This window comes from Streptomyces roseolilacinus, from assembly GCF_014649335.1.
Classification (GTDB): domain Bacteria; phylum Actinomycetota; class Actinomycetes; order Streptomycetales; family Streptomycetaceae; genus Streptomyces; species Streptomyces roseolilacinus.
Map to the genome: position 1 here is coordinate 131,867 of NZ_BMSV01000006.1, position 12,927 is coordinate 144,793.

The 12,927-nt window shown below is 73.4% G+C and carries 13 protein-coding genes and 1 tRNA gene; 7 read left to right on the forward strand and 7 right to left on the reverse strand.

Annotation, left to right across the window (positions count from 1 at the left end):
- Positions 1–7: 7 nt before the first annotated feature.
- Positions 8–1,702, forward strand: a complete 1,695-nt coding sequence (gene paaN / locus IE106_RS15810; protein WP_189534381.1) for a phenylacetic acid degradation protein PaaN — start codon at positions 8–10, stop codon at positions 1,700–1,702.
- Positions 1,703–1,811: 109 nt separating this feature from the next.
- On the opposite strand, the gene IE106_RS15815 is transcribed toward paaN, so the two are convergent.
- The 3 genes from IE106_RS15815 to IE106_RS15825 are packed head-to-tail and all read right to left on the reverse strand — an operon-like array spanning position 1,812 to position 4,422.
- Positions 1,812–2,480, reverse strand: coding sequence for a TrmH family RNA methyltransferase (locus IE106_RS15815; RefSeq protein ID WP_189534383.1), 669 nt, complete (start codon positions 2,478–2,480; stop codon positions 1,812–1,814).
- A complete protein-coding gene (locus IE106_RS15820; protein ID WP_189534385.1) occupies positions 2,477–3,700 on the reverse strand; it encodes an HTTM domain-containing protein in 1,224 nt (407 codons plus the stop codon). The genes IE106_RS15815 and IE106_RS15820 overlap by 4 nt, the downstream gene beginning before the upstream one ends.
- Positions 3,697–4,422 (reverse strand): DUF5819 family protein, encoded by a 726-nt coding sequence (locus IE106_RS15825; RefSeq protein ID WP_189534387.1) that lies wholly within the window; start codon positions 4,420–4,422, stop codon positions 3,697–3,699. Before IE106_RS15825 ends, IE106_RS15820 begins: the two co-directional genes overlap by 4 nt.
- Before the next feature lie 113 nt (positions 4,423–4,535).
- Between IE106_RS15825 and paaA the strand changes: the two genes are divergently transcribed.
- The 5 genes from paaA to IE106_RS15850 are packed head-to-tail and all read left to right on the forward strand — an operon-like array spanning position 4,536 to position 8,102.
- A complete protein-coding gene (gene paaA / locus IE106_RS15830) occupies positions 4,536–5,525 on the forward strand; it encodes a 1,2-phenylacetyl-CoA epoxidase subunit PaaA (RefSeq protein WP_189534389.1) in 990 nt (329 codons plus the stop codon).
- A complete protein-coding gene (gene paaB, locus IE106_RS15835; RefSeq protein ID WP_189534391.1) occupies positions 5,522–5,809 on the forward strand; it encodes a 1,2-phenylacetyl-CoA epoxidase subunit PaaB in 288 nt (95 codons plus the stop codon). The genes paaA and paaB overlap by 4 nt, the downstream gene beginning before the upstream one ends.
- Entirely contained in the window at positions 5,806–6,546 is a 741-nt protein-coding gene (paaC, locus tag IE106_RS15840; RefSeq protein ID WP_189534393.1) for a 1,2-phenylacetyl-CoA epoxidase subunit PaaC, read from the forward strand. Before paaB ends, paaC begins: the two co-directional genes overlap by 4 nt.
- Positions 6,540–7,037, forward strand: coding sequence for a 1,2-phenylacetyl-CoA epoxidase subunit PaaD (gene paaD, locus IE106_RS15845; RefSeq protein WP_189534395.1), 498 nt, complete (start codon positions 6,540–6,542; stop codon positions 7,035–7,037). The genes paaC and paaD overlap by 7 nt, the downstream gene beginning before the upstream one ends.
- A complete protein-coding gene (locus IE106_RS15850) occupies positions 7,038–8,102 on the forward strand; it encodes a 2Fe-2S iron-sulfur cluster-binding protein (RefSeq protein WP_189534397.1) in 1,065 nt (354 codons plus the stop codon).
- Between the two features lie 66 nt (positions 8,103–8,168).
- Here the strand turns inward: IE106_RS15850 and IE106_RS15855 are convergent, their stop codons facing one another.
- The 4 genes from IE106_RS15855 to IE106_RS15870 form a co-directional block, all read right to left on the reverse strand.
- Positions 8,169–8,513 carry a rhodanese-like domain-containing protein gene (locus IE106_RS15855; RefSeq protein WP_189534398.1) on the reverse strand — a complete coding sequence of 115 codons (345 nt, stop codon included), beginning with the start codon at positions 8,511–8,513 and terminating at the stop codon, positions 8,169–8,171.
- A gap of 5 nt (positions 8,514–8,518) precedes the next feature.
- On the reverse strand, positions 8,519–9,442 hold the full coding sequence (locus IE106_RS15860; protein ID WP_189534400.1) for a hypothetical protein: 924 nt from the start codon (positions 9,440–9,442) through the stop codon (positions 8,519–8,521).
- 34 nt (positions 9,443–9,476) lie between these two features.
- The gene (locus tag IE106_RS15865; RefSeq protein ID WP_189534402.1) at positions 9,477–10,955 is read right to left on the reverse strand and encodes a DUF2252 domain-containing protein; all 1,479 of its coding nucleotides are present in this window, start codon (positions 10,953–10,955) and stop codon (positions 9,477–9,479) included.
- 541 nt (positions 10,956–11,496) lie between these two features.
- Positions 11,497–11,583: transfer RNA gene (locus IE106_RS15870), tRNA-Leu, on the reverse strand.
- A 468-nt stretch (positions 11,584–12,051) separates the two neighbouring features.
- Here IE106_RS15870 and IE106_RS15875 point away from each other — a divergent pair.
- Entirely contained in the window at positions 12,052–12,924 is an 873-nt protein-coding gene (locus tag IE106_RS15875; protein WP_189534403.1) for an FHA domain-containing protein, read from the forward strand.
- Positions 12,925–12,927 lie beyond the last annotated feature (3 nt).

A 12,927-nucleotide genomic window follows, 5' to 3' on the forward strand; every position in this document is an offset into this window, starting at 1 on the left:
GTCCGCCATGGCCGCCGCGCAGCTGACCCCCGCCCACCTGTCCGAGAGGCACCGTCCCACGCTCGACCAGGCGCTGGAGGCGATCCGTACGCGTGCCTACTGGTCGCCGCACCCGGAGCACCCCAAGGCGTACGGCGAGAACGGCTCGCTGAGCGCCGCGGACGGCCTCGCCGCCCACAAGGCGACCCTCGGCTCCCGCTTCGACCTCGACCAGCCGGGTACGGACGGCTGGACGGGCGGCGAGGTCTCCCCGTACGGCCCGGAGCTCGGCGTGGAGTACCCGCACGTGGACGTGGACGTGCTGCTGCCGGCGATGCGCGCCGGCCTGGGCGCCTGGCGGGACGCCGGCCCGGAGACCCGCGCGCTGGTCTGCCTGGAGGTCCTCGCCCGCGTCAGCGCCCGCACGCACGAGTTCGCGCACGCGGTGATGCACACCAGCGGGCAGGCGTTCATGATGGCGTTCCAGGCGGGCGGCTCGCACGCGCAGGACCGCGGCCTGGAGGCGGTGGCGTACGCGTACGCGGAGCAGGTCCGCACGCCGCAGGAGGCCGAGTGGTCCAAGCCGCAGGGCAAGCGGGGCCCGCTGGACCTGCGCAAGACGTTCACCCCGGTCGGCCGCGGCATCGCCCTCCTGGTCGGCTGCAACACCTTCCCGACGTGGAACGGCTACCCGGGCCTGTTCGCCTCCCTGGCGACCGGCAACGCCGTCCTGGTCAAGCCGCACCCGCGCGCGGTCCTGCCGCTCGCCCTGACCGTGCGGATCGCGCGTGAGGTGCTGGCCGAGGCGGGCTTCGACCCGAACCTGGTGGCGCTGGCCGTCGAGCGCCCCGGCGAGGGCATCGCCAAGGCGCTGGCCGTCCGCCCGGAGATCCGGATCATCGACTACACGGGCTCGACCGAGTTCGGCGACTGGCTGGAGACCAACGCCCGCCAGGCGCAGGTCTACACGGAGAAGGCCGGCGTCAACACGATCGTCGTGGACTCCACCGACGACTACAAGGGCATGCTGGCCAACCTGGCCTTCTCCCTGTCCCTGTACAGCGGCCAGATGTGCACGACCCCGCAGAACCTGCTGGTCCCGCGCGACGGCATCACGACCGACGCCGGTCCGAAGACGTACGACGAGGTGGTCACCGACCTCGCCGCCGCCGTGGACGCCCTGCTGGGCGACGACGCGCGGGCGAACGGGCTGCTGGGCGCGCTGGTCAACCCCGACGTGAAGGCCCGCCTGGAGGCGGCCGCGGACCTGGGCGAGGTCGCCCTGCCCTCCCGTGAGGTCACCAACCCGGACTTCCCGGACGCCGTCGTGCGCACGCCGCTCGTGGTCAAGCTGGACGGCTCCAAGCCGGACGCGGAGGCCGTCTACATGTCGGAGTGCTTCGGCCCCGTCTCCTTCGCCGTGGCCGTGGACTCCACGGCCGACGCGCTGGAGCTGCTGCGGCGCACCATCCGCGAGAAGGGCGTGATGTCGGTCGGCGCCTACACGACCTCGCCGGAGGTGGAGCGCGCGGTCGAGGAGGTCTGCCTGGAGGAGTCGGCGCAGCTGTCGCTGAACCTGACGGGCGGCGTCTACGTCAACCAGACCGCCGCGTTCTCCGACTTCCACGGCTCGGGCGGCAACCCCGCCGCGAACGCCGTCCTGTGTGACAGCGCCTTCGTCGCCAACCGCTTCCGGGTGGTGGAGGTCCGCCGCCCGGCGTGACCTGAAGCCCGGGGTGACCCGGCGCCCGTGTGATTCGACGCCCGGCGTGACCCGCCGCCCCGGGGCGACCCGACGCCCCGGGGCGGCCGGGCACCCGGCTCCCCCGTCCTCAGGCGGGGGAGCCGCCGATCTCGGCGTACCGCTGGACCCAGGCGTGCATCGCGATCGCGGCGGCGGCCCCCGCGTTGATGGAGCGGGTCGAGCCGAACTGGGCGATGGAGCAGACCATCCGGGCGTGCTTCCGGGCCTCCTCGGTGAGGCCCGGCCCCTCCTGCCCGAACAGCAGCACACAGCGGCGGGGCAGCTCCGTGCGCTCCAGCGGCACCGCGCCCGGCAGGTTGTCGATGCCGATGATCGGCAGGTCCTCCGCCTCGGCCCAGGCCGTCAGCGACTCGGTGTCGGGGTGGTGGCGCACGTGCTGGTACCGGTCGGTGACCATCGCGCCGCGCCGGTTCCAGCGGCGGCGCCCGACGATGTGGACCTCCTTCGCCAGGAAGGCGTTGGCGGTCCGGACGACCGACCCGATGTTGAAGTCGTGGCCCCAGTTCTCCACCGCCACGTGGAAGTCGTGGCGGCGGGTGTCCAGGTCGGCGACGATCGCCTCGCGCGTCCAGTACCGGTAGCGGTCGACGACGTTGCGCCGGTCGCCCCCGGCGAGCAGCTCGGGGTCGTACCGCTCGCCCTGCGGCCAGGGCAGGGGGTGCGGTCCGACGCCCACCTCGGGGCCGTAGCCGTCGTCGTACTGGAGGGGGATGTCCGCCCGGGTCTCGCTGCTCACCCGACGAGGGTACGGGGAGCCGGCACGTCCGGTGCCGGGCCCTGTTCCGCCGCCCCCGCCGCCCGGCCGGGGCGCAGCCGCCTCCCGGCACGGCGGACCCGACCCTCCAGCCACAGCAGGAAGGCCGTCGGCAGGAAGACGGCGTCCGCGGTGATCATGGCGAGGGAGAAGAAGGGCAGTCCGAGCAGCAGCGCGATCCCTGCGTGCTCCAGCATCATCGCCGCGAGCAGCACGTTCTTGACCCGGCGGTTGAAGAGGGTGAAGGGGAAGGCCACCTGCACGATCACCGTGCCGTAGGAGATGGCCATGACCACCAGGCTGGCTCCGGCCAGCAGGCCGGACAGGGCGGGCCACGGACTGAAGTAGTCCAGCTTCAGCGGGTAGTACAGGGCGGTGCCGTCCTGCCACCGCGAGCCCTGGATCTTGTACCAGCCGGCCGTCGCGTAGATCAGGCACACCTCGGCCATGATCACCGCGAGGGTGGCGTTGTGCAGCAGGTTGGCGAGGACGTCGAGCAGGACGCGCGGCTGGCCGGGGGCGATGCGGCACACCAGCCACCACGCTCCCTGGGCGAGCCACAGCAGCCACAGCAGCACGACGATCCACGGTTCGCCGCTCCGGTCGCGGAACAGCAGGACCGCCACGAGACCGAGGCCCAGCACCGCCCACAGCGCCGGCCCGACCGGATCGGCCCCCGCTCCGGCGGGGCGGCGGGCCCGACGGCGCGCGTCCAGTGACCAGACGTGCCCGCAGCGGGTGAGGACGAGGTAGATCGCCATCAGGTGGATGACGTTGTCGCCGCCGTCGCCCATGAAGACGGAGCGGTTCTGCAGCGAGAGGACGCCCACCATGAACAGCGCCGACGTGGCCCGGGTGCGCCAGCCGACCAGCAGCAGGGCGCTGGACAGCACGGCGACCGCGTAGACGACCTCGAACCACAGGACGGAGTCCGTCCACATCAGGACGGTGAAGGAGTGGTTGTCCGCGATCAGCTGCCGCGCCATGTGCCAGCCCCACGGGCCCTCGGGCCCGTACAGCTCGTGGCGGTGGGGGAACTCGCGGAGGAGGAAGAACAGCCAGGTCGCGGCGAAGCCGATCCGGACGACGGCGCTCTGGTACGGGCCGAGGACGGTGCCGGTGCACCGCTGGACGGCCCGGGCGAGACGCCGGTCGGGGCTCTCCTTGCGGCCCGCGGGCCGGGGGGCGCTGTGCGGGTTCACCGGGCCTCCTCCCCCGTGCGGCCGCCGGTCACGCCGCCGGGCAGGTCGGCGGCGGTCACGGTCCACCAGGGCAGGAGCCGGTAGTACGACCGCGTGTCGGTCTTCTCGCGGCTCCACGGCGGGGCGGCGACGCCCGTGGTCGACGAGCGCACCTGTATCCGCTCGATCCTTCCGCCCAGCCGATGGTCCTCCAGCCGCATCACGGCGATGCGGCGTATGTAGCGCTCGGAGAGGTCGGCGCGCAGGCTGTTCGCCCGGTCGTCGTCACCGTGCTGGTTGGCGTAGAAGTCCCAGGCGCGGCGCAGCTCGTTCTGCTGGACGTGGCTGGGGAAGGGGTTGCCGCGGATCCCCTCGGCGTCCTCGGCGGTCAGGTCGATCCACGGCGTGACCCTGCGGGTGCCGTCGCCGGCCACCTCGGCGCGGACCTGGACCGCGATGTTCTGCTGGAGCGGGTTGGGCGCGAAGAGCTTCCAGTTCTGCTCGAACTCGGGCATGACCCAGGCGTCGACGGTCTCGCCGTGCTGCTTGGTCAGCGTGTTCGACGGCGCGACGTGGAGGAACACCACCGCCACGTGGAAGCAGGCGACCAACCCGATCACCGCGAGGGCGACCGCACCCACCACCTGGTAGGGCAGGGAGAGGGCCGCCAACCCGGTGCGATCAGGGCTTTCGCCGCCGACAGCGTCCCCGGCGCGTCCGCGCTGCTCGTCGTACGACTCCATCCCGCCCCGATCCGCGTCTCTCCACCCCGGTTATCCACAGGGTTGACACCTTACGGGCCGTCGACTCACCATTGAAGTCATTCAACCGAACGATCGGTCGGTAGGGGGCCCGGATGACGGCAGTGACTGCGGACTCGCAGGAGGCGTACGCGGCGGTGTTCGACGCCGCCGTGGCCGCCGACGAGCGCATCGAACCACGTGACTGGATGCCGGAGGCGTACCGCGCCACGCTGGTCCGCCAGATCGCCCAGCACGCCCACTCCGAGATCATCGGCATGCAGCCCGAGGCGAACTGGATCACGCGCGCGCCCTCCCTGCGCCGCAAGGCGATCCTGATGGCCAAGGTCCAGGACGAGGCGGGGCACGGCCTGTACCTGTACAGCGCCGCCGAGACCCTGGGCGTCAGCCGGGACGAGTTGCTGGACAAGCTCCACTCGGGTCGCCAGAAGTACTCGTCGATCTTCAACTACCCCACGCTGACCTGGGCCGACGTCGGCGCCATCGGCTGGCTCGTCGACGGTGCCGCGATCACCAACCAGGTGCCGCTGTGCCGTTGCTCCTACGGGCCGTACGCCCGCGCGATGATCCGGGTCTGCAAGGAGGAGTCCTTCCACCAGCGCCAGGGCTACGAGGCGCTGCTCGCCCTCTCGCGGGGCACGCCGGCCCAGCACGCGATGGCGCAGGACGCCGTCGACCGCTGGTGGTGGCCGTCGCTGATGATGTTCGGCCCGCCCGACGACGAGTCGGCGCACTCCGCGCAGTCCATGGCCTGGAAGATCAAGCGCCACTCCAACGACGAGCTGCGCCAGCGCTTCGTCGACATCTGCGTCCCGCAGGCGGAGTCCCTGGGCCTGACCCTCCCCGACCCGGACCTCCGGTGGAACGAGGAGCGGGGCCACTACGACTTCGGCGTGATCGACTGGACCGAGTTCCGCGAGGTCCTCAAGGGCAACGGCCCGTGCAACGAGCAGCGGATCACCCAGCGCCGCCGCGCCCACGAGGAGGGCGCCTGGGTCAGGGAGGCCGCGGCGGCGTACGCCGCGAAGCAGAGCGATCGGAACAAGGGCGACGAGTCCGGGAAGACCGGGGAGGCAACGGCATGACGACCAGCGACTGGCCGCTGTGGGAGGTGTTCGTGCGCTCGCGCCGGGGTCTGTCCCACACCCACGCGGGGAGCCTGCACGCCCCCGACGCCGAGATGGCCCTGCGCAACGCCCGCGACCTGTACACCCGGCGCAACGAGGGCGTCTCCCTCTGGGTGGTCCCCGCCACCGCGATCACCGCGTCGTCGCCGGACGAGAAGGACCCGTTCTTCGAGCCGTCCGCCGACAAGCCCTACCGGCACCCGACCTTCTACGAGATCCCCGAGGGGGTGCAGCACCTGTGACGACCTCCCTGAACACCGCGGCCCTCGCCCTCGGCGACGACGCGCTGGTGCTGTCCCACCGGCTGGGCGAGTGGGCGGGCCACGCGCCCGTGCTGGAGGAGGAGGTCGCCCTCGCCAACATCGCGCTGGACCTGCTCGGACAGGCCCGCGTCCTGCTCTCCCTCGTCGGCGACGAGGACGAGCTGGCCTTCCTCCGGGAGGAGCGGGCCTTCCGCAACACCCAGCTCGTCGAGCAGCCGAACGGCGACTTCGCCCACACCATCGCCCGCCAGCTGTACTTCTCCACCTACCAGCGCCTGCTGTACGGCCGGCTCGCGACCGCCGACCCGCGCCCCGGCGACGAGGGCCGCGAGGCGCTGCGGGGCCTGGCCGCGAAGGCGGTCAAGGAGGTCGCCTACCACCAGGACCACGCCGAGCAGTGGACGCTCCGGCTCGGCGACGGCACGCCCGAGAGCCACGACCGGATGCGGACCGCCTGCGACGCGCTGTGGCGCTTCACCGGCGAGCTGTTCCAGCCCGTCGAGGGCGTCGACGTCGACTGGCGGGAGCTGGAGGCCGACTGGCTGACGTCGGTGTCCGCCGTGCTGGACCGGGCGACCCTCCCCCTCCCCGAGGGGCCCCGGACGACGGCGTGGAGCGCGGGCGCGGGCCGGCAGGGCGTGCACACCGAGTCGTTCGGGCGGATGCTCGCCGAGATGCAGCACCTGCACCGCAGCCACCCGGGAGCGTCATGGTGACCATGACGCCGCTCGAGGAGGAGCTGAGCCGCCTGGCCGGTTCGGTCCCCGACCCCGAGCTGCCCGTGCTCACCCTGGGGGAGCTGGGTGTGCTGAGGGGCGTGCGGGTGCTCGGCCCCGGCAGGGTCGAGGTGGAGCTGACCCCCACGTACACCGGCTGCCCGGCGATCGAGGCGATGTCCTCGGACATCGAACGGGCCCTGCACGAGCGGGGCGTGGCGGAGGTCTCCGTGGTCACGGTCCTCTCCCCCGCCTGGTCCACCGACGACATCAGTGACGAGGGCCGGCGCAAGCTCGCCGAGTTCGGCATAGCCCCGCCCCGCCGGCAGCAGGAGGCCGACGGGCCCGTGCCGCTCACGCTCTCCATCCGCTGCCCGCACTGCGGCTCGACCGACACCGAGCTGCTGAGCAGGTTCTCCTCGACCGCGTGCAAGTCGCTGCGCCGCTGCGCCTCCTGCCGCGAACCCTTCGACCACTTCAAGGAGTTGTAGATGTTCCATCCGCTCCGGGTGCGTGAGGTCGAACGGCTCACGGACGACTCGGTGGCCGTCACCTTCGCCGTCCCGCCAGAGCTGCGGGAGACGTTCCGCCACACCCCCGGCCAGCACCTGACGATGCGCCGGGCCGCCGCCGACGGCGGCGAGGAGGTCCGCCGCACGTACTCGATCTGCTCACCCGCCGCCGGCCCGGACGAGGACCCGGTGCTGCGCGTCGGCATCCGGCTCGTCGAGGGCGGCGAGTTCTCCACCTACGCGCTGAAGGAACTCGCCGTCGGGGACACGGTGGAGGTCATGGAGCCGACGGGCAGGTTCGTCCTGCCACCGCGGCCGGGGCACTTCGCGGCGATCGTCGGGGGCAGCGGCATCACTCCCGTGCTGTCGATCGCGGCGACGCTGCTCGCACGGGAGCCGCAGGCCCGCTTCTGCCTCGTGCGGAGCGACCGCACGGCCGCGTCGACGATGTTCCTCGACGAGGTCGCCGACCTGAAGGACCGCTACCCCGACCGCTTCCAGCTGGTGACGGTGCTGTCCCGCGAGGAGCAGCAGGCCGGACTGCCGTCCGGCCGGCTGGACGAGGAGCGGCTGTCCCGCCTCCTGCCGGCGCTGCTGGCGGTGGACGAAGTGGACGGCTGGTTCCTGTGCGGGCCGTTCGGGCTGGTCCAGGGCGCCGATAAGGCGCTGCGCGGCCTGGGCGTGCCGAAGGACCGCGTCCACCAGGAGATCTTCCACGTGGACGACGGCTCGTCGGCGGCCCGCCGGCCGGCCCCGGGCGAGGCGGCGGAGGCCACGCTGACCGCCACCCTGGACGGCCGGTCCGGGACGTGGCCGGTGCAGGGGGGCGAGTCCCTGCTGGAGACGGTGCTGCGCGGCCGCTCGGACGCGCCGTACGCCTGCAAGGGCGGCGTCTGCGGTACCTGCCGGGCCTTCCTGGTCTCGGGTGAGGTGCGGATGGACCGCAACTACGCGCTGGAGGCCGAGGAGACGGACGCCGGGTACGTGCTGGCGTGCCAGTCGCATCCGATGACGCCGGAGGTCGAGCTCGACTTCGACCGGTGAGGGACGGGCGGCGGCGTCGCGCACACGCCGCCCCGCCCGGACCGCCCCGGTCCTCGCGGTCGCCGGTTACGCGACGACCGCGGGGCCGCCGTGCTCGCTCACCATCGGGCGGCCGGCGCTCTCCCAGGCGATCATGCCGCCGTCCACGTTCACCGCGTCGAGTCCCTGCTGCACCAGGTACTGCGTGACCTGCGCGGACCGGCCGCCGACCCGGCACATCACATAGGCGCGCCGCCCGTCGGCCACCGCCTCCGTCACCTCACCGAAGCGGGCGACGAACTCGCTCATCGGCACGTGCAGGGCGCCCTCGACGTGCCCGGCGACCCACTCGTCGTCCTCCCGTACGTCCAGGACCAGGGCGTCACCCGGCACGGAGGCGGCGTCCACGGTGGGCAGCGGTGCGAAGTTCATGGGGGTCATTCCTTCTCTTCAGGCAGGTACGGGGAGGTCGTCAGCGCCGCGAGTTCGGCCTCCCGCGCGGACACCTGGGCCATCAGCTGTTCGGCGATCTCGTCGAGGAGCCGGTCGGGGTCGTCGGGCGCCATCCGCAGCATCGCACCGATCGCGCTCTCCTCCAGCTCACGCGCGACGACCGCCAGCAGTTCCTTGCGCTGCGCCAGCCACTCCAGGCGGGCGTACAGCTCCTCGCTCTCGCTCACCACCGGCTCGGCGGGCGCCGGCCCCGCCTCCCACTCCCCGGCGAGCTGCCGCAGCAGCGCCTCGTCGCCGCGGGCGTACGCGGTGTTGACGCGCGTGATGAACTCGTCGCGCCGCTTGCGCTCCGCCTCCTCGGCGGCCAGGTCGGGGTGGGCCTTGCGGACGAGGTCGCGGTAGAGCTTGCGCGCCTCGTCGCTGGGACGCACCCGCCGGGGCGCCTGCACGGGCTGCTCGTTCAGCATCGCGGCGGCCTCCGGGGACAGGCCCTCGGAGTCGATCCAGCTGTGGAAGAGCTCGTCGACCCCCGGCATGGGCATCACCATGCCCCGGGCCTCCTGCGCCCTGCGCAGGTCCTCCGGGTCACCGGTGCGCGCCGCCCGCGCCTCCGCGATCAGCGCGTCCAGCTCGTCGAGGCGCGCGTACATCGGCCCGAGCTTCTGGTGGTGCAGCCGGGAGAAGTTCTCCACCTCGACCCGGAAGGTCTCCACCGCGATCTCGAACTCGATCAGCGCCTGCTCGGCCGCCCGCACGGCACGGGCGAGCCGCGCCTCCGGGGCCTCCCGCGGTTCGGTGGCGCCGGGCTCGGCGGGCGGGGGGCCCTGCGGCTCGGGCTGCCGGGGCCGATCGGCGGCAGCGGCCTCGTCCACGGGGGCGCCGGTCAGGTCGTCGCTCGGGGTCGTCACCCGACCAGACTACGGGCGACCGGCGCCCGACCCGTCATACGCCCAGCTCGGCGGCGATGCGACCGGCCCGCACGGCCGCGACCAGGTCGGCGTGGTCGGCCTCGGTGCGGTCCGCGTACGCCACGGCGAAGGCGGCGACGGCCGCGTCCAGCTCGTCGTTCTTGCCGCAGTACGCCGCCACGAGCCGCGGGTCGGCGCTGTGGGCGTGCGCCCTCGCCAGCAGGGCGCCGGTCATCCGCGCGTAGTCGTCGACCTGGTCGGCCGCCAGCGCCCCCGGCTCGACGCTGCCCTTGCGGTTGCGGAACTGCCGCACCTGGTAGGGGAGCCCCTCCACGGTCGTCCATCCGAGCAGGCTGTCGCTGACGACCTGCATCCGCTTCTGCCCCAGCACGACCCGGCGCCCCTCGTGCCCGGCCGCCTCGGCCTCGAACCCGGCCTCGGGCAGGTACGGCACCAGCGCCGAGGGCCTGGCCTCCTTCACCTGGAGCACCAGCGGCTCCCCCCGGTGGTCCAGGAGCAGCACCACGTACGAGCGGGTGCCCACGCTTCCCGTGCCGACGACGCGGAACGCCACGTCCTGGATCGCGTACCGGGCGAGCAGCGGCAGCCGGTCCGGCGGCAGCGTCGCCAGGTACGGGCCCAGCGCGGAGGCGACCGCCGCGGCCTCGGCGTCCGGCACCCGCGACAGCACCGGCGGGGCGTCCACGAACCGCTGCGAGCCGTCCTCGCAGGTCTCCGTCGCCTTCGCGGCGAACCGGGCGCTCGTGTTCCGGCGGGCCTTCTCCGACACCCGCTCCAGCGTGCCGAGCAGGTCCCGCGCGTCCGTGTGGGAGACGAGCTCCTCGTCGGCGATGGCGTTCCACGCGTCCAGCACCGGCAGCCGCGCCAGCAGCCGCATGGTCCGCCGGTAGGCGCCCACCGCGTCGTGCGCGGCCGCCCGGCACACGTCCTCGTCGGCCCCGGCCTCCCGCCCGGCCAGCACCAGGGACGTCGCGAGGCGCTTGAGGTCCCACTCCCACGGGCCGACCACGGTCTCGTCGAAGTCGTTCAGGTCGATGACCAGCCGGCCGCTCGCGTCGCCGTACAGGCCGAAGTTCGCCGCGTGGGCGTCCCCGCAGATCTGCGCGCCCACGCCCGTCACCGGCGTGCCCGCGAGGTCGTGCGCCATCAGCCCGGCGGCGCCGCGCAGGAACGCGAACGGCGTCGCCGCCATGCGCCCGACCCGTATCGGCGCCAGGGCGGGCACCCGGCCGCGGCTCGACTCCTCGACCGCGCGCACCGCGTCGGGCCGCCCGGCGCGCAGCGGCAGCGCGTCGTGCGCGGAGCGCGGCACCCGCTCGCGCAGGACCTTGCCGTACGCCTTCGGCCCCCCGGCCCCGCCCGGGCCGTGCGTCCCGGTGGTGCGCCGCGCGAAGCCCGGCACGACCGGGATCCGCCCCGCGCCGCCGCCCGCGCCACCACCGCCGCCGTCGCCCGTCCGCTGCGCGGGCACCTCGGCCCGGATCTCGTCCATACGCCCCCCAACACCTGACATCCACCGAACGTGCGACGACCGTACTCTCCTGCCGTCCACCCGTCTCCCCCCTGTGGACGGCCCTCATTCACGCACCTCCGCCGCCCCGTCCGCCGGCCGCCGCGGCGCCGCCCCGGACGCCGCCCCGGAAGCCCGCCTGCCGCCTTCTCCGGGGGTGAGGGGCCGCGCACCACCGCCGCCCTCCACCACGCGCGTCCGGGCCCGCCGGTGCCCGTCCCCGGCCGGTACGTCCGGCGGGCGTGCGGCGGCGGGTCGCCGGACTCGTCGACGGCCGCGGCGCCGGGGCCTGTTCGAGGACCGCGCCGGGCGGGCCGGGGAGTCGCCGGAAGACCCCCGCGAAGCGGCGTGCGGCGGCACGCCCACCGAACCGGAGGTCGTACGGCACGTCGGCGCCGTCCCGGCCGCGCTCGACCCGCCCGGCCGCGCCACCGCCCGCCCCGAGCACCCCGTCCCGAGCGGATCGCCCAACGAGAAAGGGCCCCCACCCGGACTCTCGTCCGAGTGGAGACCCTGTCTCCTGTGGTGCGCGAGGGGGGAGTTGAACCCCCACGCCCTTGCGGGCACTGGAACCTGAATCCAGCGCGTCTGCCTATTCCGCCACCCGCGCATTTGGGTGTTGTCTCCTCGGGCCCCACCTTTTCGGTGCGACCGCTTGGCGACATCTGAAGATTAGCACGTCGCACGGGGTGGGTTCACATCCGTTGTTTCGGGGGCCCGACGGGCGAACAAGGAGGAGGGGGGACGTCCGCGCGGACGCGCCCGGGAACACACGCACCGCCCACCCCGCCCGACCCGCGCGGCGCGCACGGCACGCACCCGACGGAGACGTACATATGGACACCCCGCCCCGGGACGACGGGAATGGACCGGCACGGAACGGAACGCCCCGCCCCCCACTCATCCCGGGTGGGCCCCGGGTGCGGGACACTGTCCACAGGCCGCCTCTACGATCCATACGGGAGATGTGAGAGGTGACACTCGTCCACAGGGCAGAGAAGGGGAACCAGCCGATTTCCCGACGCGTGGATACGATCAGTAAGCAGTACCAGGACGGCAACGACGGAGGAGGTGCCCCATGGGAGTCCTGAAGCGGTTCGAGCAGCGACTCGAAGGCCTGGTCAACGGCACCTTCGCCAAGGTCTTCAAGTCCGAGGTCCAGCCCGTCGAGATCGCCGGGGCCCTCCAGCGCGAGTGCGACAACAACGCGACGATCTGGAACCGCGAGCGGACGGTCGTCCCCAACGACTTCATCGTCGAGTTGAGCACGCCCGACTACGAGCGCCTCAGCCCGTACTCGGGACAGCTCGGCGACGAGCTCGCCGGCCTCGTCCGGGACTACGCCAAGCAGCAGCGGTACACGTTCATGGGCCCCATCAAGGTCCACCTGGAGAAGGCCGACGACCTCGACACCGGCCTGTACCGGGTCCGCAGCCGCACCCTGGCGTCCAGTTCCTCGCAGTCCGCGCAGCCCGTCGACGGCGCGCACCCGGCGGGCCCGCCGCACGGCCAGGGCGGTCGCCCCGGCGGCTACGGCTACCCGCCCACCGGTGCCCCGCCGATGCCCGCCGCCCCGCCACCGGGCACCGGCGCCCCCGGCGGCGCGCACCGCCCCGGTCCCGCCGCGCACCGCCCGCCCGGAGCCTCCGGCCACGTGCCGGGCGCCGGCCAGGTGCGCCGCTGGATCGAGATCAACGGCACGCGCCACCAGATCTCCCGTCCCACCCTCGTACTGGGCCGCAGCACGGACGCCGACGTACGGATCGACGACCCCGGCGTGTCCCGCCGCCACTGCGAGATCCGGACCGGCACGCCCTCGACGATCCAGGACCTCGGGTCCACCAACGGCATCGTGGTGGACGGGCAGCACACCACCCGCGCTACGCTCCGCGACGGCTCGCGGATCGTCGTGGGCAGTACCACCATCGTTTACCGGCAAGCCGAAGGGTGAAGC

Excerpts from the sequence above, each read along its gene's own strand:
- IE106_RS15875 (WP_189534403.1), top strand. The coding sequence starts at position 12,052 with ATGGGAGTCCTGAAGCGGTTCGAGCAGCGACTCGAAGGCCTGGTCAAC.
- IE106_RS15825 (WP_189534387.1), bottom strand. The coding sequence starts at position 4,422 with ATGGAGTCGTACGACGAGCAGCGCGGACGCGCCGGGGACGCTGTCGGC.
- paaB (WP_189534391.1), top strand. The coding sequence starts at position 5,522 with ATGACGACCAGCGACTGGCCGCTGTGGGAGGTGTTCGTGCGCTCGCGC.
- paaN (WP_189534381.1), top strand. The coding sequence starts at position 8 with ATGGCCGCCGCGCAGCTGACCCCCGCCCACCTGTCCGAGAGGCACCGT.
- IE106_RS15855 (WP_189534398.1), bottom strand. The coding sequence starts at position 8,513 with ATGAACTTCGCACCGCTGCCCACCGTGGACGCCGCCTCCGTGCCGGGT.
- IE106_RS15850 (WP_189534397.1), top strand. The coding sequence starts at position 7,038 with ATGTTCCATCCGCTCCGGGTGCGTGAGGTCGAACGGCTCACGGACGAC.
- paaD (WP_189534395.1), top strand. The coding sequence starts at position 6,540 with ATGGTGACCATGACGCCGCTCGAGGAGGAGCTGAGCCGCCTGGCCGGT.
- IE106_RS15865 (WP_189534402.1), bottom strand. The coding sequence starts at position 10,955 with ATGGACGAGATCCGGGCCGAGGTGCCCGCGCAGCGGACGGGCGACGGC.
- paaA (WP_189534389.1), top strand. The coding sequence starts at position 4,536 with ATGACGGCAGTGACTGCGGACTCGCAGGAGGCGTACGCGGCGGTGTTC.